An 18104-nucleotide genomic window follows, 5' to 3' on the forward strand; every position below is an offset into this window, starting at 1 on the left:
CTATGGTGCGCAGCACGACCGGAGGCCCGATGCTCAAACTCGACCGCGACTGCTTCCAGGCCATCCTCGCCGCCGCCCTGGCACTGGTGGCGGTGCATGCCCTGGGCCGTTTCGCCTACACCCCGCTGCTGCCGCTGCTGCTCGACGATGGCCTGTTCAGTCTGGCCCAGGGCGCCCAGCTGGCCACCTGGAACTATCTGGGCTACCTGCTCGGCGCCTTGCTCGCCCTGCCCATGGCCAGCCCCCGGGGGCTGCGCCTGGGCCTGCCGGTCGCGCTGCTGCTCAACGCCGGGCTGACCCTGGCCCAGGTATTCACCCGCGACATCGACATGCTGGCCTTCCTGCGCCTGAGCAACGGCATCAGCAACGGTGTGGTCTTCGTCCTCGCCCCGGCACTGGTGCTGGAATGGCTGGCCGTGCGTCAGGCCACGGCACTGAGTGGCCTGGTCTACCTGGGCCTGGGAGGCGGCATGCTGCTGTGCGGCGCGCTGGTCGTGCTCACGCCCTGGCAGGGGCCGCTGCGCTGGCTGCCCATCGCGCTGGTCGCCCTGCCCCTTGCCCTGATCAGCGCCGGAATGTTGCGACGCCTGGCCCAGCAGCTGCCCGCCAGCGCCCAGGCCAGTGCATCGGGGCGACTGATCGACCGTCGCAGCCTGCCGCTGCTGCTCGCCTACCTGGGCGCCGGCCTGGGCTACATCCTGCCGCTGACCTTTCTCCCCGCACTGGCCCGCGAACAGCTTCCGCCCGGCCATCCCCTGCTGATCGGCAACTGGTGGTGGACCGCCCTGGCCTGCCTGATCTCCGCGACCCTGTGGAATCGTGTCGGTGCCTGGCTCGGCGACCGCCGTGCCCTGCAGGTCAACTACGTGCTGCAACTGCTGGGGACCGCCCTGCCGGTTCTGCTGCCCGGCCCTGTCGGTGTGCTGGGCAGCGCCGTGCTGGTCGGCGGTACCTTCCTCGGCACCGTCCTGCTGACGCAGCGCCTGGCCCGCGCGCTCAAACCGAGCCAGGGACCGCGCCTGGCCGCGCTGTTGATCAGCCTCTACGGCGGCAGCCAACTGGTCGGCCCCTGGTTCGTCGAGCACTGGACCGCCGCCGGTCACAGCCTGACCAGCAGCTTCTCGATCGGCGCCCTGGCCTTGCTCTGGTCATTGTTCTGGACCTGGCGGGCGCCCACCCCCGACTCACCTACCGAAAGGAAGCTCGCCCCATGCTCGTGAATGACCTGTTTGGCAGCCCGCTGCCACTGATCCAGGCGCCCATGGCCGGTTCGCAGAATCACCGCCTGGCCGCCGCCGTCTGCGAGGCCGGAGGCCTGGGTTCGATCCCCTGTGCGATGCTCACGCCGGCCGCCCTGCGCCAGGAGCTGGAGGCGCTGCGCGGCCTGACGCAGCGACCGTTCAACCTCAACTTCTTCAGCCACGTGCAACCTGAGCCGGATGCCGCCCGGGAAGCGACCTGGCGTGAGGCACTGGCCCCGTACTACCAGGAATTCGGCGTGGATCAGGCAACGATCGCAGGCGGCCCCGGGCGCCTGCCGTTCAATGCCGAGGCGGCGGAACTGGTCGAGGAGTTTCGCCCGGCCGTGGTGAGCTTCCACTTCGGCCTGCCGGACGACGCCCTGCTGCAACGGGTGCGCGACAGTGGCGCCAGGGTCCTTTCCAGCGCCACCACGCTGGCGGAAGCCCTGTGGCTGCAGGAACGCGGCGTCGACGCGGTGATCGCCCAGGGGCTGGAGGCCGGTGGTCATCGCGGGCACTTTCTCGATCACGACCTGAGCCGCCAGCTGGGGACTTTCGCCCTGCTGCCGCAGCTCGTGGATGCCCTCGACGTCCCGGTGATCGCCACGGGCGGCATCAGCGATGCACGTGGGGTGGCGGCGGCCATGGCACTTGGCGCCGCAGGCGTGCAGGTCGGCAGTGCCTACCTGCTGTGTCCGGAGGCGAGCACCAGCGCCCTCCACCGCGCGGCCCTGCAGAGCCCGGCAGCGCAACACACGGCACTGACCAACCTGTTCAGCGGTCGGCCCGCGCGTGGCATCGTCAATCGCCTGATGCGCGAGCAGGGCCCGCTCAGTCCCCTGACGCCCACCTTCCCCCTGGCAACGGCGGCCATCGCGCCGCTGCGCGCGGCAGCCGAAGCGCGGGGCGACAGCGACTTCTCGCCACTCTGGGCCGGGCAGAACGTCGCCAACTGCCGGCCGATGCCGGCCGCCGAGCTGACCCGCGCGCTGGCGCGGGGCTTCGAGTCCCATCGCGACTGAGGCCGCTCCTGCGGTGCCGGGATCGGCAGGGTGGTGTGGCGCTTTATCACCGTGACTGATGATGCTGGGCAGTCGGGCAACGGACTGCCTAGACTCGGACGATCATCAGGAGACCCGTTCCATGTCCGAGACCCTGCTCAGCGCCCGCAACCTGGCCTTCGAACTCTATGAAGTACTCGACGCCGAAGCCCTGACCCAACGCCCACGGTTCGCCGATCACAACCGCGAGACCTTCGATGCGGCAATCAGCACCGCGCGCGGCATCGCCGAACAACTGTTCGCCCCGCACAACCGCAAGAGCGACGAACACGAGCCGCAGTACGTGGACGGCAGCGCCGTGCTGATCCCAGAGGTCGAGCCCGCGCTGCGCGCGTTCCACGAAGCCGGTTTCCTCAACGCCACACGGGATTTCGAGCAGGGCGGCATGCAGCTGCCCAACCTGCTGTCGCAGGCCTGCTTCGCTCACTTCCAGTCCGCCAACTGCGCCACCAGCTCGTACTCGATGCTGACCATGGGCGTGGCCAACCTGATCGAAGCCTTCGGCAGCGACGAGCAGAAAGAGCGCTTCCTGCAGCCGATCATCGACGGTCGCTTCTTCGGCACCATGGCCCTGACCGAGCCGCACGCCGGCTCCTCGCTGTCGGACATCCGCACCAGGGCCGAGCCGCATGCCGATGGCAGCTATCGCATCAAGGGCAACAAGATCTTCATCTCCGGCGGCGACCAGCCGATCTCCGAGAACATCGTGCACATGGTGCTGGCCAAGCTGCCGGATGCACCGCCCGGGGTGAAGGGCATCAGCCTGTTCATCGTGCCCAAGTTCCACGTCGACGCCGATGGCAGCCTGGGCCCGCGCAACGACGTGACCCTGGCCGGGCTGTTCCACAAGATGGGCTGGCGCGGCACCACCTCCACCGCGCTGAACTTCGGCGACAACGGCGAATGCGTCGGTTATCTGGTAGGCAAACCGCACGCGGGTCTGTCCTACATGTTCCAGATGATGAACGAGGCGCGCATCGGCGTCGGCATGGGCGCCATCATGCTCGGCTACGCCGGGTACCTCTATTCGCTGGATTACGCACGCAACCGTCCGCAGGGCCGCCAGCCGGACGGCAAGGACCCGTCCAGCGCGCAGATCTCGATCATCGAGCACGCCGATGTGCGGCGCATGCTGCTGACGCAGAAGGCCTATGTCGAAGGCGCCTTCGACCTCGGCCTGTACGCCGCGCGGCTGTTCGACGACACCCACACCCTGGAAACCGCCGAGGAGCGCACCCAGGCACTGGAGCTGCTCGACCTGCTGACCCCCATCGTCAAGTCCTGGCCCTCGGAGTTCTGCCTCAAGGCCAACGAACTGGCGATCCAGATCCTCGGCGGCCACGGCTACACCCGCGAGTACCCGGTGGAACAGTACTACCGCGACAACCGGCTCAACCCGATTCACGAGGGCACCCACGGTATCCAGTCGCTCGACCTGCTCGGGCGCAAGGTCTCGCAGAACGGCGGCGCCGCGCTCAAGCAGTTGCTCAAGCTGATCAACGCATGCTGCCAGCGCGCCAGCCAGCACGAGTCGCTCACGGCCCTGCGCCAGCCGCTGGAGCAACTGGTGGCGCGCCTGCAAGCGGTCACCCTGGCACTGCTCGGCGACCTGATGAGCGGCAAGGTCAATCAAGGCCTGGCCAACTCGGCGCTGTACCTCAAGGTGTTCGGCCACACCGTGATCGGCTGGCGCTGGCTGGAGCAGGCGATTCACGCCGAACAGGGCCTGGCGCGCACCGACAACGCCGAGGAACAGGCCTTCTACCGTGGCAAGCTGCAGGCCGCGCGTTACTTCCTGACCTGGGAAGTGCCGGGCTGCCACCACGATCTGGCCGTGCTCGAGGCACGCGACGACACCTGCCTGGGCATGCAGGACGGCTGGTTCTAAAGAGCAGCCACAAGTTGCAAGCCTCAAGCGACAAGAGAAAGCGGCAGCGCACTCCGCTCAAGCTTGTGGCTTGTGGCTTGTGGCTTGTGGCTTGTGGCTTGTGGCTTGTGGCTTGTGAAAATGTAATAACCTTTTTGACAGCGGTACGAAGGCTACGGTTAGAATCCCTGGCACGCGCCATGCATGACGGCGCTCCATCCACCCAGCCAGGAGTATGCGCATTTGGATGCCAGCGCCATCAACAATCTGTTCTTGATCGGCGCCTTGTTGGTAGCGGCCAGCATTCTGGTCAGCGCTTTCGGGACACGTTTCGGCATCCCCATCCTGGTGATCTTCCTGGGCGTCGGCATGCTCGCCGGCACCGACGGCCCTGGCGGCATCATCTTCAACAACTACCCCCTGGCCTATCTGGTCGGCAACCTGGCGTTGGCGGTGATCCTGCTCGACGGCGGCATGCGCACGCGGGTCTCCAGTTTCCGTGTGGCCCTGTGGCCGTCGCTGTCGCTGGCCACCGTGGGGGTGATGATCACCGCCGGCCTGACCGGCCTGGCGGCAGCCTGGCTGTTCGACCTGACCCTGCTGGAAGGCCTGCTGATCGGCGCCATCGTCGGCTCCACGGATGCGGCGGCGGTGTTCTCCCTGCTCGGCGGCCGCGGCCTCAACGAACGGGTCAGCTCCACCCTGGAGATCGAATCCGGCAGCAACGACCCGATGGCGGTGTTCCTCACCATCACCCTGATCGCCATGCTCGCCAGCGGCCAGACCGGTTTCAGCTGGGACCTGCCGATCCAGCTGGTGCAGCAGTTCGGCCTCGGCACCCTGCTGGGCCTGGGCGGCGGCTGGCTGCTGCTCAACCTGATCAACCGCATGGAGCTGGCCACCGGCCTGTATCCGCTGCTGGTGGTCAGCGGCGGCCTGATCATCTTCGCCATCACCACGGCGGTGGGGGGCAGCGGCATCCTGGCCATCTACCTGTGCGGCCTGCTCCTGGGCAATCGCCCGATTCGCTCGCGCCACGGCATCCTGCACATGCTCGACGGCCTCACCTGGCTGGCACAGATCGGCATGTTCCTGGTACTCGGCCTGCTGGTCACGCCGCACGAGCTGCTGCCCATCGCCCTGCCGGCGCTGGCCCTGGCGCTGTGGATGATCCTCTTCGCCCGGCCGCTGTCGATCTTCCTCGGTCTGCTGCCATTTCGCGCCTTCCACGACCGCGAGCGGATGTTCATCGCCTGGGTCGGGCTGCGCGGCGCCGTGCCGATCATTCTCGCCGTGTTCCCGCTGATGGCCGGGCTGCCCAACGCCCAGCTGTTCTTCAACGTGGCCTTCTTCATCGTGATCATCTCCCTGCTGCTGCAGGGCACCAGCCTGCCGCTGGCGGCCAAGCTGATGCGCGTCACCGTACCGCCGGAGCCGGCACCGGTGTCGCGCGCCGGCCTGGAAGTGCACCCGACCAGCCAGTGGGAACTGTTCGTCTATCGCCTGGGCGCGGAGAAGTGGTGCATCGGCGCCGCCCTGCGCGAACTGAACATGCCCGAGGGCACGCGTATCGCGGCGCTGTTCCGTGGCCGCGAGCTGCTGCACCCATCGGGCAGCACGCGCCTGGAAGCCGGCGACCTGCTCTGCGTGATCGGCCACGAACATGACCTGCCAGCCCTCGGCAAGCTGTTCAGCCAGGCGCCCAAGCGCGGCCAGGACCTGCGTTTCTTCGGCGATTTCGTGCTCGAGGGCGATGCCGAGCTGAATGCGGTGGCAGCGCTCTACGGCCTCAAGCTCGGCGAGGTCGAAGGCAACCAGCCGCTGGGCCGCTTCATCGCGCAGGAGATCGGCGGCGAACCGATCGTCGGCGACCAGGTGGAATGGCAGGGCATGACCTGGACCGTGGCCGCCATGGAAGGGAACAAGGTACGCAAGGTTGGCGTCAGATTCCCCGAAGGCGCTCGCCCAGGCCCTGGGCTGCACTTCTAGAAAACCGCTGCAAGGACTCTGCTAGCATCAGCAGCAGACACGGGCCTCAGGCCTGTGCCTGCGTCACGTCGCCAGCACCTTTCGTCGCCACCGCCATCGGTAGATCACTGCACCATGCACCTGTCGCGCCTGCCCCTCGTTGCCGTCCTGTTCGCCCTGTGCCTCGGCCTGCCGCCAGCGTTCGCCGACGAACCACCCAAAGCCGAGAACGTCCAGCAGAGCCTGGACAGCCTGGCCGACCGCAAGCTGCCGGAAGCCGAGCAACTGGCCATGAAGCAGACGCTGGAACAGACGCTGCGCATGCTCAGGGATCGCGACGACGCCGAGAAACGCCTGGGCGATCTGCGCAAGCAACTGGACGAGGCGCCACGCCTCATCACCGAGTCCCAGCGCGAGCTGAGCAGGCTCAAGGCCAGCCCTGAACGGCCCATCGCCGAGCGCCACGCGCGTACCACCCTGCCCCAGCTGGAGCAGTTGCTGAACGAACGCTCCAGCCAGCTCAGCGACTGGAACAAGGCCATCATCGAGGCCAACAGCCTGGTGATTACCGCACAGACCCGCCCGGAGCGCGCACAAGCGGAGATCAGCCAGAACCAGGCGCGCAGCCAACTGATCAACGACAGCCTGAAGAGCGGCCGCTACGACGGCAAGTCGCTGAGCCGGGAACGCCGCGACCAGCTCAATGCGGAACTCGCGCTGCTCGCGGCGCAGACCCAGCTGCGCCGCCAGGAGCTGGCCGGCAACAGCCTGCTGCAGGACCTCGGCAGCGCCCAGCGCGCCCTGCTCGAAGAGCGCATCAACCGTGCCGAGCAGGAGCGTCAGGCCTTGCAGAGCCTGATCAACGAACGCCGCCGCGCCGAGTCGGAACAGACCGTCGCCGAACAGTCGCGGGAGGCCGAACGCGCCAGCTCGGACAAGCTGCTGGCCAAGGAGAGCACGCTCAATCTCAAGCTTTCCGACTACCTGCTGCGGGCCACGGACCGCCTCAACCGCCTGACCGAGCAGAACCTGCAGACGCGCCAGCAGCTGGACAACCTGGCCCAGGCAGAACAGGCACTGGATGAACAGATCCGGGTCCTGCAGGGCAGCCTGCTGCTGTCGAAGATTCTCTATCAGCAGAAGCAGGCGCTGCCGCAGCTCAAGCTGGAGGACGGCTCGCTCGCCGATGAAATCGCCGACATCCGCCTGTACCAGTTCGAGCTGAACAAGCAGCGCGAAGAGATTCGCGACCCGTCGCGCTACGTCAACGATCTGCTGGACAACCAGCCGGGGGAGCAGGTCAGCCCCGAGCTGCGCAGCGCCCTGCTCGACCAGCTCGATACCCGCCGCGAACTGCTCGATCGCCTCAGCCGCTCGCTGAATGCGCTGCTCAACGAATCGATCACCCTGCAGCTCAACCAGAAGGAACTGCAGAGCACCTCCAGCAGCCTGCGCGCCACCATCGACGAGCAGATGTTCTGGATCCCGAGCAACAAGCCACTCGACCTCGACTGGCTGAAGTCGGCGCCGCACTACCTGCAACAGCAGCTCACCGACATGCCCTGGGCGATCGCCATCAGCGAACTGGGCGCGGGCCTGATCGACCGCCCCCTGGTGTTCCTGCCGCTGATCCTGCTCTGCGCCCTGATCCTCTGGCGCCGCCAGTACCTGTTCCGCAAGCTCGGCAGCCTGCACGGCGATATCGGCCACTACAAGCTCGACAGCCAGCTGCATACCCCACTGGCCCTGGGGCTGAACCTGATCCTGGCGTTGCCGGTGGCGCTGTTCCTCGCGCTCTGCGGCTATGCCCTGCTGCACGATGCACGCGGCCAGAATCTCTACCTGGGTGGCGCGCTGTACGAGATGGCGGAAGCCTGGCTGGTGTTCTACACCCTGCACCGGATTCTCTCGCCGGACGGCGTGGCCATCCTGCACTTCCACTGGCCACCGGCCAACGTCGCCTTCTTCCGCCAGCACCTGCGCCGCCTGGGCCTGGTGGTGATGGCGCTGGTGGCGGTCGTGAGCATCGCCGAACACCAGCCGGCGAGCCTCGCCAACGACGTGATCGGCATCGCCGTGGTGCTGACCTGCTACGCCCTGATGGCCTGGCAGCTGTTTCACCTGCAGTTCAGCGCGCCGCTGCGCAAGAACACCTCGGCGCTACGTACCGCTATCGGCCTGGCGTTCAACCTGCTGCCACTGGCACTGATCGGCGCCGTCGCCTTCGGTTACTACTACACGGCGCTCAAGCTGACCGATCGCCTGATCGACACCCTCTACCTGGTGATTATCTGGCTGGTGCTGGAGGCGACACTGGTACGCGGCCTCAGCGTCGCGGCGCGGCGCCTGGCCTATCAGCGTGCGCTGGCCAAGCGCCAGACGCAGAGCAAGGACGGCCCGGAAGGCGAGGTGGCGGTGGAGGAGCCGACGCTCGACATCGAGCAGGTCAACCAGCAGTCGCTGCGCCTGATCCGCCTGGCCCTGCTGGGTGGCTTCCTGGTGTGCCTGTACTGGGTCTGGGCCGAGCTGATCGGCGTATTCACCTACCTCGACACGGTCAACCTCTACGAGTACAGCAGCGGCACCGGCGAGGCCGCCACCCTGGTGCCGATCAGCCTGATGGACGTGATCGGCGCGCTGATCATCGTCGCCATCACCGTGGCCCTGGCGCGCAACCTGCCCGGCCTGCTCGAGGTGCTGGTGCTGTCACGCATGCGCCTGGCCCAGGGCAGCGCCTACGCCACCACCACGCTGCTGTCCTACGCCCTGGTCGCCATCGGCATCGTCACCACCCTGTCCACCCTGGGCGTGAGCTGGGACAAACTGCAATGGCTGGTGGCCGCGCTCTCGGTCGGCCTGGGTTTCGGCCTGCAGGAAATCTTCGCCAACTTCATATCCGGCCTGATCATCCTGTTCGAGCGCCCGGTGCGCATCGGCGACGTGGTGACCATCGGCAACCTGTCCGGCACGGTGAGCAAGATCCGCATCCGCGCGACCACCATCACCGATTTCGACCACAAGGAAATCATCGTTCCGAACAAGACCTTCATCACCGGCCAGCTGATCAACTGGTCGCTGAGCGACACCGTGACCCGCGTCACCCTCAAGGTCGGTGTCGGCTACGGCTCGGACCTCGACCTGGTGCGCAAACTGCTGCTGCAGGCTGCCCAGGAAAACACTCGGGTGCTGAAAGACCCGGCGCCGATTGCCTACTTCCTGAATTTCGGCGAAAGCACCCTGGATCACGAGCTGCGCATTCACGTGCGCGACCTCGGCGACCGCAACCCGGCCACCGACGAAATCAACCGTTTCATCGACAAGGAATTCCCCAGGAACGGCATCAACATCGCCTTCCGCCAGGTCGAGGTGTACGTGAAGAACCTGGAGCATGGCGAGCAGAAGCTCGACCAGAAGGACCTGATCAAGGCTGCTGCGGCGGGTGCCGCAGCGGTGCAAGACACGCCCCCTCCCCCCGCCACGCCCTGACCCGCAGAGGAGCCCCAGGTGAAACGCCTCGACGCGCTGACCTTCGACAACCGCTTCGCCCGCCTGGGTGATGCCTTCTCCACCGAGGTGCTGCCCGAGCCCATCGAGCAACCGCGCCTGGTGGTGGCGAGCGAGTCGGCCATGGCCCTGCTCGATCTCGATCCGGCCGAGGCGCAGCGCAGCGAGTTCACCGAGCTGTTCGCCGGGCACAAGCTGTGGGGCGAAGCCGAACCGCGTGCGATGGTCTACTCCGGGCACCAGTTCGGCGGCTACACGCCACGCCTGGGCGACGGCCGAGGCCTGCTGCTGGGCGAGGTACTGAACACGGCCGGCGAGCACTGGGACCTGCACCTCAAGGGCGCCGGCATGACCCCCTATTCGCGCATGGGTGACGGCCGCGCGGTGCTGCGCTCGTCGATCCGCGAGTTTCTCGCCAGCGAACACCTGCACGCGCTCGGCATCCCCAGCTCACGGGCGCTGTGCGTGACCGCCTCGAGCACCCCGGTGTGGCGCGAGAAGCAGGAAAGCGCCGCCATGGTCCTGCGCCTGGCCCGCAGCCATGTGCGCTTCGGTCACTTCGAGTACTTCTACTACACGCGCCAGCACGAGCAGCTGAAAATGCTCGGCGAGCACGTGCTGAGCTGCCACTTCCCGCACTGCCTGGAACAGGACGATCCCTGGCTGGCGATGCTGCGCGAGGTGATCGAACGCACCGCGCAGATGATCGCCCACTGGCAGGCCTACGGCTTCTGCCACGGGGTGATGAACACCGACAACATGTCGATCCTCGGCATCACCTTCGACTACGGCCCCTATGCCTTCCTCGACGATTTCGATGCCCAGCACATCTGCAATCACTCCGACGACAGTGGCCGCTACAGCTTCAGCAACCAGGTCCCCATCGCCCACTGGAACCTCGCGGCCCTGGCCCAGGCGCTGACCCCCTTCGTCGCCGTGGAGCGCCTGCGCGAGACGCTGGAGCTGTTCCTGCCGCTGTATCAGGCCCACTACCTGGACCTGATGCGCAGGCGCCTGGGCTTCACCCGGGCCGAGGACGACGACGAGGCGCTGGTCCAGCGCCTGCTGCAGCTGATGCAGGCCGGCAAGGCCACCGACTACACACTGTTCTTCCGCAACCTGGGGGAGCGTGCGCCCGCAGACGCGCTGCAGGTGGTGCGCGAAGACTTCGTCGACCTCGCCGGCTTCGACGCCTGGGGCGGCGACTACCTCGCCCGCTGCGCACGCGAGGGCGGCGAGCAGGCCGAGCGGCAGGCGCGCATGCAGGCGTGCAACCCCAAGTACATCCTGCGCAACTACCTGGCCCAGCAGGCCATCGAGGCCGCCGAACGAGGCGACTACGGCCCGGTACGTGAGCTGCACGCGGTGCTGTCACGGCCGTTCGACGAGCAGCCGGACATGCAGCGCTACGCCGAGCGCCCGCCGCAGTGGGGCAAGCACCTGGAGATCAGCTGCTCGTCCTGAGCGGCTGTCGAAGCCCCGGACAACCCCGCTGGCCGTCTTATCTGTTAAATCGAAAAGGCATATCAATCTGCCCAAACATTCTTAGACTATCTAAGAGAAGCCCTCTATCTTGGCGCCCAGCCAGGCCGCCCCGTGCGTGCCCGATACCTCACACGAGATTCGCTGCCAAGGATTTTCATGCCCTGGGACTCCCTGCCCCTGCTGTTCGTCGGCGCCCTGCTGATCTGGGTGCTCTACGCCTTCGTGCGGGAAAAGTGGAGCCCGGACATCGTCGCTGCCATCGCCGTGGCTGCGCTGCTGGTCAGCCAGTTGCTGACGCCAGGGGAAGTGCTCAGCGTGCTGTCCAACTCGGCACCGGTCACCATCGCCTGCATGTTCGTGCTCTCCGCCGCCCTGGAACGTACCGGCTGCATCGACGCGCTGGGCAACTGGCTGGGCAACCTGGTCGGCACCAGCCCGATCCGCGTGCTCTCCGGCCTCACCGTCACCGCGCTGGTGGTCTCGGCCTGCCTCAACAACACCCCGGTCGTGGCCATCCTCACCCCGGTGGCCATCGCCCTGGCGCGGCGCGCAGGCACCCTGCCATCCAAGCTGCTCATCCCGCTGTCCTATGCCACCATCCTCGGCGGCACCCTGACCATGATCGGCACCTCGACCAACATTCTGGTCGACGGAGTGGCACGCAAGGCGGGCCTGGAGCCCTTCGGCATCTTCGAGATCACGGGCGCCGGGCTGATCATGGCCGCGTTCGGCATGGCCTACCTGCTGACCATCGGCCGGCGCCTGCTGCCGGAGCGCGAGACCCTCTCGCGCCAGCTGCGCCCGGACCTGTCACGCACCTTCATGACCGAACTGCTGGTCCCGCACGACTCGCCGATGATCGGCAAGACCCTGCACGAGGCCAACCTCAACGGCGGCAGCGGCCTGCAGGTGCTCAAGCTGTTTCGCGACGAACAGGAGCTGACCGAGCCGGGCCCCAACACCCTGCTGGCCAGCGGCGATCGCCTGATGCTCCACGGCCAGGTGAAGAACGTGGTGGAACTGCGTGAAAGCGGTCACCTGAGCTTCAACCGCGGCGACGCCTTCGAGACCATCAGCAGCCACGACGTGATCCTCGCCGAGGCCATCGTCGGGCGTAACTCGCGCTACAGCCACCGGCCGATGCGCGACCTCGACCTGACCGCACGCTACGGCATCGCGGTCCTGGCGATCCACCGCCAGGACGAGAACGTGCAGGGCAACCTCGACGACTTCCAGCTGCAGTTCGGCGACGTGATGCTGGTGGAAGGCACGCCGGCGCAGATCAAGCGCTTCGCCGACAACGGCGAACTGATCAGCCTCAACGCCGTGCAGGAACGCGCCTTCCGCCGCGACAAGGCGCCGATCGCGATCATCGCCACGCTGGCGGTGATGCTGCTGGCCGCCTTCGGCGTGATGCCCATCGAGGGCCTGGCGATCATCGGCGCCGTCACCGTCCTGGCAACCCGCTGCCTCGACGTCGAGGACGCCTACAAGGCGGTGGACTGGAAGATCCTCAGCCTGATCTTCGGCATGCTGGCCATCAGCATCGCCATGGACAAGGTCGGCCTGGTCAGGCTGCTGGTGGAGAACGTCATGGGCTGGCTGCCCTGGGCCGGCCCCCTGCTGATGCTCAGCGTGATCTATCTGTTCACCTCGGTCCTCACCGAGATGCTGTCGAACAACGCCGTCGCCGTGCTGGTGACGCCGATCGCCATCGGCCTGGCCCAGCACCTCGGCGTCGACCCTCGCGCCTTCGTGGTCGCGGTGATGTTCGCCGCCAGCGCCAGCTTCGCCACCCCGATCGGCTATCAGACCAACACCTTCGTCTACAACGCGGGGGGATACCGCTTCACCGACTTCATGAAGGTCGGCGTGCCGCTCAATCTGCTGCTCTGGGCCGTGGCCACCGTGGTCATCCCCTGGTTCTTCCCGCTGACGCCGATCTGACTTGATATCCGCCGGTGGCGACTCCATCTGCTCGACATGTTCCCTGGAGCGTCGCCGTCATGTCCGATCCCCTGCTGATTCCCTGCCCGCACTGCAACGGGCTCAACCGCATCCCAGGCGAGCGCCTGCACGACAGCCCGCGCTGCGGCCGCTGCAAGGCGCAGGTGCTGCCGGCAGCCCCCATCGAGCTGACGCAGAGCAACTTCGCCAGCCAGCTCAAGGGCGACCTGCCCCTGCTGGTGGATGTCTGGGCGAGCTGGTGCGGCCCTTGCCAGGCGTTCGCCCCCACCTTCCAGCAGGCCGCGACGCAGCTGCAAGGACGTTGCCGCCTGGGCAAGCTGGACAGCGAGGCCAATGCCCAGCTGTCCGGCCAGCTGGGCATCCGCTCGATCCCCAGCCTCATCCTGTTCAGGGGCGGTGTGGAAGTGGCCCGCCAGAGCGGCGCCATGCCCTTGCCGCAACTGCTGGCCTGGCTGCGCCAGCAAGGCCTGTGAGCGCTTCGGTCAACGCGCTCGGGCGCTGAGGTCAATTGCAGGGCAGGGTCCAGCCTTTAGGCTGGGGCGATCATCGCCCATGGAGTCGCGCCATGCCTCTGCCCACGGAAATCGCTCGTCAGCTGACCGAAGAACAGATCGCCTTCGTCCACCGCAGCGGCCTCAAGGCCGAGGTTCTGGAGCCCGGCTTCGTGCGCCTGCGCATGCCCCTGCAAGGCAACCAGAACCACATCGGCAGCATGTACGCGGGCGCCCTCTTCACCCTGGCGGAAATTCCGGGCGGCGCCCTGTTCCTGACCAGCTTCGACACCCAGCGCTTCTATCCCATCGTCACCGAAATGAACCTGCGTTTCCGGCGCCCGGCCAGCGGAGACATCCAGGTCGAAGCGCGCCTGTCGCCCGAGGAAATCCAGGGCCTGGAGGAGCAGGCGCGCCAGCAGGGCAAGGCGTCCTACCTGCTGGAACTGCAACTGACCGACGGCAACGGAGAAGTGGTCGCGGAAAGTCGCGGCCACTATCAATTGCGTTTACGCTGAACGACGCCGCCACCGGCATTCGCAATCGGTAACAGTTCCCGGCCTTGCCATAGGTCAAAAGAGCGGCTATCTGAACAGGCACAATAAAATTGCCGACGGGTATCGGCAGGAGAGCCGTCACCATGTTCAACCACATTCTTATCGCCCACGACCTGCGCGACACCGCCGACATGGCCCTGTGCCGTGCCACCCAGCTGGCCAAGCAGCACAACGCCCGCCTGACCATCCTGCACGTCCTGGACCCGAGCCAGAGCAGCGAGCAGCACGAGAAAGCCCGCCAGGCCCTGGACCGCAGCCTGACCCAGTACGCACCAGCCGGGACCGCGCTGCGCATGCTCAGCGGCAAACCCTCGGAAGTGGTCTTGCAGCAGGTGCAGGAAACCGGCTGCGACCTGCTGGTGCTGGGCGGCCATCACCAGCGCCATGACTTCTTCTCCGGCACCAGCCTGGACCGCATCGCCCGCCGCTGTACCGTGCCGCTGCTGCTGGTCGCGCGCAACGACTTCGCCCCCTACCAGCGAGCACTGGCCGCCATCGACTTCTCGCTGTGCGCCTGCAGCGCCCTGGGACAGGCCTATCGGCTGCTGCCCGAAGGCGCCGAGCTGCACGCGCTGCACGTCTTCGAGCCGGACAAGGGCACGCCTCAGCAGGTCGAACAGCAACTCGAGACACAGCGCGGCCTGATCGACCAGCTCCTGCACGACGAGTCGCAGAGCCTGCCACCAGGCGGCCCCTCGCTCAGCCACGAGGTGCTGCAGGGCGGCATCCTGCGCAGCCTGCAGGAGCAGATCAAGAGTCGCCGCGGCGAGCTGCTGGTCCTCGGCAGCCACGGTCGCAGCGCCTTCTCCCAGGCGCTGCTCGGCAGCCTGGCCCAGCACTTCCTGCACAAGGCGCCGTGCGACGTGTTCGTGGTGCGCTGATGAACAAAAGGCGCCCAAGGGCGCCTTCTCTTTGCCGGATGATCAGGCCTGGTTGAGCAGGTCGTGCAGCTCGACGAACTGCTGAGTCAGCTTGTGCCGTGCATCCAGATGGATCAGCGGCGTGCACACCTGGTGCGACTCACGCATCTTCACCGAGCTCATCAGGTTGACCGGCAGCACCGGCAACCCCTCGGCAAGCAGCTCGTCCAGCAGTTGCTGCGGCAGCGAGGCGCGCGGCTGGAACTGATTGACCACGATGCCCTCCACCTCCAGCGCCTCGTTGTGATCCTCGCGCAGCTCTTCGATCTCGGCCAGCAGGCCGTACAGCGCATTACGCGAGAAGCTGTCGCAGTCGAAGGGGATCAGCACCCGGTCAGCCGCGATCAGTGCGGACACCGTGTAGAAGTTCAGCGCAGGCGGCGTATCCAGGTAGATGTGGTCGTAATCCTCGGCCAGCTCGTCGAGCAGTTTGCGCAGCTTGTTGATCTTGTGCTTCTGCTCCAGCTTGGGCTGCAGCTCCGCCAGTTCCGCCGTCGCGGTGACCACATGGAGGTTGTCGAAGGGGGTTTCGTAGATGTCCACCTTGCCTTTCTTGGAGAACGGCCCGGACGCCAGGGTCTGCTTGAAGAAGTCGGCAATGCCAACGGGGATTTCCTCACCGGTCAGCCCGGTCAGGTAGTGGGTCGAGTTGGCCTGGGCGTCGAGGTCGATCAGCAACGTCCGATAACCCTGCGCGGCACTCACCGCAGCGAGATTGCACGCGATGCTGGACTTGCCTACGCCCCCTTTCTGGTTGAACACCACACGTCGCATCGTTGCTCTCCCTGATCTCGAATGTTCCGAATTCTATGCAAAGCCCATGACAAGCACGAGACGCAGACCACATCGCCATCATCCGCCCATCAGAAGACACTGCGCAACATTTGCACAGTGCCGCGCGCATCTAGATAATGCCCGACCGAACTAGTACCGGCACTATGCCATGGCACTGACTGATACCGCTTCTTTCAGGCGTCCTGTCGTGCCCATCAGTCTGCCCGGAGTGGCGAAAAGCCTCGTGCTATGAATTTCCAGATCGAAGGATTGCGCGCCTGGGCCCCGGGCCTGGAGTCAGTGGATGATTGGCGTGCCTGGAGCAGCGCCCCCAGGGTCGTGCCCGACGACCAGCAACAGCCTGACGTGAGTTTTCTGCCGGCCATGCAGCGCCGGCGCCTCAGCCGACTGGCGCGGATGATGTTCCATGTGGCCTGGCCGCTGGCCGATGAGCAAGGCCACCTGCCGCTGGTGTTCGCCTCCCGCCACGGTGAAACGCCACGGACGCTGGCCATTCTCGGCGACCTGGCGCGGGACGAGCCGCTGTCTCCGACCCAGTTCAGCCTGTCGGTGCACAACGCCGTCATCGGCCTGTGGTCGATACTGCGCGGCGACACCAGTGAAATGACGGCCATGGCCGCCGCCGGAGACGGCCTGGAACAAGCCATGCTCGAGGCCGGCGGGCTGCTTGCGGAAGGTGCCCCCGCAGTGCTGCTGGTCATCGCCGAAGAATTGCCGCCCGACCTCTACACGCCCTACATAGATGACGTACCCTTCTCCTACGCGATGGCGCTACTGCTGAAACCGGGCAAAACCTGGACCTTGAGCCTCGCTCCCGCCGAATCCGGCTTACCCGCCGCCTGGCCACATCCGCTGAATCTGCTACGCGCCCTTCACGGCGAGCAGCGAACACTGACTCATTACTGCAAAGGCCGCCAATGGACCTGGTCACGCAACGAGGACTGAGCCCTTACAGCCCGCCCTATGTCTGGAGGCTGGTCGCCACGGCACTGAGCTTTGCCCTGTTCGGCATCGGTGGCGTGCTCCTGCGCGTGCTGGTGTTCCCCCTGCTCGCGCTCCTGCCTGGCGATACCCTGCAACGGCGTACCCGTGCCCGTGCCGTGGTCAGCTGGACCTTTCGCGTGTTCGTCCAGTTCATGTACCGCATGGGCGTACTCACCTACGAGGTCGAGGGTGCGGAGCGACTGGGTCGTCCCGGACAGATGGTGATCGCCAACCACCCCTCGCTGATCGATGTCGTCGTGCTCATCGCCTTCATCCGCGACGCCAACTGCGTCGTCAAGCAGAGCCTGTGGGAAAACCCCTGCATGCGTGGACCGATTCGCGCAGCCCAGTACATCAGCAACAGCGGCAGCCTGGACATGCTCGACGAAGCCGCCGGGGCCCTGCACAACGGCGAGACGCTGATCGTCTTTCCCGAAGGCACACGCACCGTCCCCGGTTGCAACCCGGCGTTTCACCGGGGAGCTGCAGCAATCGCCGTGCGCGGCGCCAGCATCGTCACGCCGGTGGTGATCAGCGTAACGCCGACGACCCTGACGAAGGCCGAACCCTGGTACAGCATTCCGTCGCGCCGTTTCCACTTTCGCCTGCGAGTCGGGGAGGATATCGACCCGCGGCAATTCACCGAGCAGGCTCCATTGCCTATTGCATCGCGCAAGCTCAATGACCATCTGCACCAACACTTCATGAAGGAGCTCGCAACAGATGAGCGATCTGCAACTTGAAATCAAGAACCTGATCATTGATGCCCTTGGCTTCGAAGACATGAGCGCCGACGACATCGACGCTGATCTCACGCTGTTCGGCGAGGGGCTGGGGCTGGACTCGGTCGATGCACTGGAACTTGGCCTGGCGATCCAGAAGCGCTTCGGCATCAAGATCGACGCCGAAGCCAAGGACACCCGCAAGCACTTCGCCAATGTCGCCAGCCTGGCCGAGTTCATCTCTGCCCGCCAAGCCGCCTGAGGATCGCCGCCCATGCAAAACCGCGATGAAATCTTCGCCACCTTGCGCAGCGCGCTGGTGGAGTTGTTCGAGTTGGACGCCGAGCGTGTGACCCTGGATGCGAACCTCTACGAAGACCTGGAAATCGACAGCATCGACGCCGTCGACCTGATCGACCACATCAAGCGCCAGACAGGCCGCAAGCTCGCCGCCGAAGAGTTCAAGAGCGTACGTACGGTGGGCGACGTGGTGGAAGCGGTCTATCGGCTGATCAACACCCCCCAGGCACAAGACTGACAC

15 protein-coding genes are annotated in these 18104 nt (G+C 66.2%); 14 read left to right on the top strand and 1 reads right to left on the bottom strand.

Features of this window, described 5'->3' with window-relative positions:
* Nucleotides 1-29: 29 nt before the first annotated feature.
* The 10 genes from EPK82_RS06285 to EPK82_RS06330 all read left to right on the top strand — a co-directional run bounded on the left by EPK82_RS06285 (nt 30) and on the right by EPK82_RS06330 (nt 15023).
* The gene (locus EPK82_RS06285) at nt 30-1220 is read left to right on the top strand and encodes a YbfB/YjiJ family MFS transporter (protein WP_134676066.1); all 1191 of its coding nucleotides are present in this window, start codon (nt 30-32) and stop codon (nt 1218-1220) included.
* Nucleotides 1211-2263, top strand: a complete 1053-nt coding sequence (locus tag EPK82_RS06290) for an NAD(P)H-dependent flavin oxidoreductase (RefSeq protein ID WP_134676067.1) — start codon at nt 1211-1213, stop codon at nt 2261-2263. Before EPK82_RS06285 ends, EPK82_RS06290 begins: the two co-directional genes overlap by 10 nt.
* Nucleotides 2264-2384: 121 nt before the next feature.
* Nucleotides 2385-4190, top strand: a complete 1806-nt coding sequence (locus tag EPK82_RS06295) for an acyl-CoA dehydrogenase (protein WP_134676068.1) — start codon at nt 2385-2387, stop codon at nt 4188-4190.
* 222 nt (nt 4191-4412) lie between these two features.
* On the top strand, nt 4413-6158 hold the full coding sequence (locus EPK82_RS06300; RefSeq protein WP_037049802.1) for a potassium/proton antiporter: 1746 nt from the start codon (nt 4413-4415) through the stop codon (nt 6156-6158).
* 114 nt (nt 6159-6272) lie between these two features.
* On the top strand, nt 6273-9623 hold the full coding sequence (mscK, locus tag EPK82_RS06305) for a mechanosensitive channel MscK (RefSeq protein WP_134676069.1): 3351 nt from the start codon (nt 6273-6275) through the stop codon (nt 9621-9623).
* Between the two features lie 18 nt (nt 9624-9641).
* Nucleotides 9642-11105 carry a protein adenylyltransferase SelO gene (gene selO / locus EPK82_RS06310; protein WP_134676070.1) on the top strand — a complete coding sequence of 488 codons (1464 nt, stop codon included), beginning with the start codon at nt 9642-9644 and terminating at the stop codon, nt 11103-11105.
* 177 nt (nt 11106-11282) lie between these two features.
* Nucleotides 11283-13073 carry an SLC13 family permease gene (locus EPK82_RS06315; RefSeq protein ID WP_134676071.1) on the top strand — a complete coding sequence of 597 codons (1791 nt, stop codon included), beginning with the start codon at nt 11283-11285 and terminating at the stop codon, nt 13071-13073.
* A gap of 59 nt (nt 13074-13132) precedes the next feature.
* Entirely contained in the window at nt 13133-13567 is a 435-nt protein-coding gene (gene trxC, locus EPK82_RS06320) for a thioredoxin TrxC (protein WP_037049812.1), read from the top strand.
* A 92-nt stretch (nt 13568-13659) separates the two neighbouring features.
* Nucleotides 13660-14103, top strand: a complete 444-nt coding sequence (locus EPK82_RS06325) for a YiiD C-terminal domain-containing protein (RefSeq protein WP_134676072.1) — start codon at nt 13660-13662, stop codon at nt 14101-14103.
* A 122-nt stretch (nt 14104-14225) separates the two neighbouring features.
* Nucleotides 14226-15023: a universal stress protein gene (locus EPK82_RS06330; RefSeq protein ID WP_134676073.1), complete on the top strand. Its 798-nt coding sequence runs from the start codon at nt 14226-14228 to the stop codon at nt 15021-15023.
* A gap of 42 nt (nt 15024-15065) precedes the next feature.
* On the opposite strand, the gene EPK82_RS06335 is transcribed toward EPK82_RS06330, so the two are convergent.
* Nucleotides 15066-15836, bottom strand: a complete 771-nt coding sequence (locus EPK82_RS06335; RefSeq protein WP_037049815.1) for a ParA family protein — start codon at nt 15834-15836, stop codon at nt 15066-15068.
* A gap of 249 nt (nt 15837-16085) precedes the next feature.
* On the opposite strand from EPK82_RS06335, the gene EPK82_RS06340 reads away from it, so the two are divergent.
* The 4 genes from EPK82_RS06340 to EPK82_RS06355 are packed head-to-tail and all read left to right on the top strand — an operon-like array spanning nt 16086 to nt 18101.
* On the top strand, nt 16086-16802 hold the full coding sequence (locus EPK82_RS06340; protein WP_134676074.1) for a beta-ketoacyl synthase chain length factor: 717 nt from the start codon (nt 16086-16088) through the stop codon (nt 16800-16802).
* Nucleotides 16775-17584 carry a lysophospholipid acyltransferase family protein gene (locus EPK82_RS06345; RefSeq protein ID WP_208651094.1) on the top strand — a complete coding sequence of 270 codons (810 nt, stop codon included), beginning with the start codon at nt 16775-16777 and terminating at the stop codon, nt 17582-17584. The genes EPK82_RS06340 and EPK82_RS06345 overlap by 28 nt, the downstream gene beginning before the upstream one ends.
* Nucleotides 17565-17825 carry a phosphopantetheine-binding protein gene (locus tag EPK82_RS06350; RefSeq protein ID WP_134676075.1) on the top strand — a complete coding sequence of 87 codons (261 nt, stop codon included), beginning with the start codon at nt 17565-17567 and terminating at the stop codon, nt 17823-17825. Before EPK82_RS06345 ends, EPK82_RS06350 begins: the two co-directional genes overlap by 20 nt.
* Before the next feature lie 12 nt (nt 17826-17837).
* Nucleotides 17838-18101 (top strand): acyl carrier protein, encoded by a 264-nt coding sequence (locus tag EPK82_RS06355; protein ID WP_134676076.1) that lies wholly within the window; start codon nt 17838-17840, stop codon nt 18099-18101.
* The last annotated feature ends 3 nt before the right edge of the window (nt 18102-18104 follow it).

Origin of the sequence: Ectopseudomonas khazarica (genome assembly GCF_004521985.1) — a bacterium.
GTDB lineage: Bacteria > Pseudomonadota > Gammaproteobacteria > Pseudomonadales > Pseudomonadaceae > Aquipseudomonas > Aquipseudomonas khazarica.

Bases quoted from the DNA above. Each gene is read 5' to 3' on its own strand.
- EPK82_RS06345 (WP_208651094.1), top strand. From the start codon at position 16,775: ATGGACCTGGTCACGCAACGAGGACTGAGCCCTTACAGCCCGCCCTAT.
- EPK82_RS06295 (WP_134676068.1), top strand. From the start codon at position 2,385: ATGTCCGAGACCCTGCTCAGCGCCCGCAACCTGGCCTTCGAACTCTAT.
- EPK82_RS06355 (WP_134676076.1), top strand. From the start codon at position 17,838: ATGCAAAACCGCGATGAAATCTTCGCCACCTTGCGCAGCGCGCTGGTG.
- EPK82_RS06285 (WP_134676066.1), top strand. From the start codon at position 30: ATGCTCAAACTCGACCGCGACTGCTTCCAGGCCATCCTCGCCGCCGCC.
- mscK (WP_134676069.1), top strand. From the start codon at position 6,273: ATGCACCTGTCGCGCCTGCCCCTCGTTGCCGTCCTGTTCGCCCTGTGC.
- EPK82_RS06340 (WP_134676074.1), top strand. From the start codon at position 16,086: ATGAATTTCCAGATCGAAGGATTGCGCGCCTGGGCCCCGGGCCTGGAG.
- trxC (WP_037049812.1), top strand. From the start codon at position 13,133: ATGTCCGATCCCCTGCTGATTCCCTGCCCGCACTGCAACGGGCTCAAC.
- EPK82_RS06335 (WP_037049815.1), bottom strand. From the start codon at position 15,836: ATGCGACGTGTGGTGTTCAACCAGAAAGGGGGCGTAGGCAAGTCCAGC.
- EPK82_RS06350 (WP_134676075.1), top strand. From the start codon at position 17,565: ATGAGCGATCTGCAACTTGAAATCAAGAACCTGATCATTGATGCCCTT.
- EPK82_RS06330 (WP_134676073.1), top strand. From the start codon at position 14,226: ATGTTCAACCACATTCTTATCGCCCACGACCTGCGCGACACCGCCGAC.
- EPK82_RS06290 (WP_134676067.1), top strand. From the start codon at position 1,211: ATGCTCGTGAATGACCTGTTTGGCAGCCCGCTGCCACTGATCCAGGCG.
- EPK82_RS06325 (WP_134676072.1), top strand. From the start codon at position 13,660: ATGCCTCTGCCCACGGAAATCGCTCGTCAGCTGACCGAAGAACAGATC.
- EPK82_RS06315 (WP_134676071.1), top strand. From the start codon at position 11,283: ATGCCCTGGGACTCCCTGCCCCTGCTGTTCGTCGGCGCCCTGCTGATC.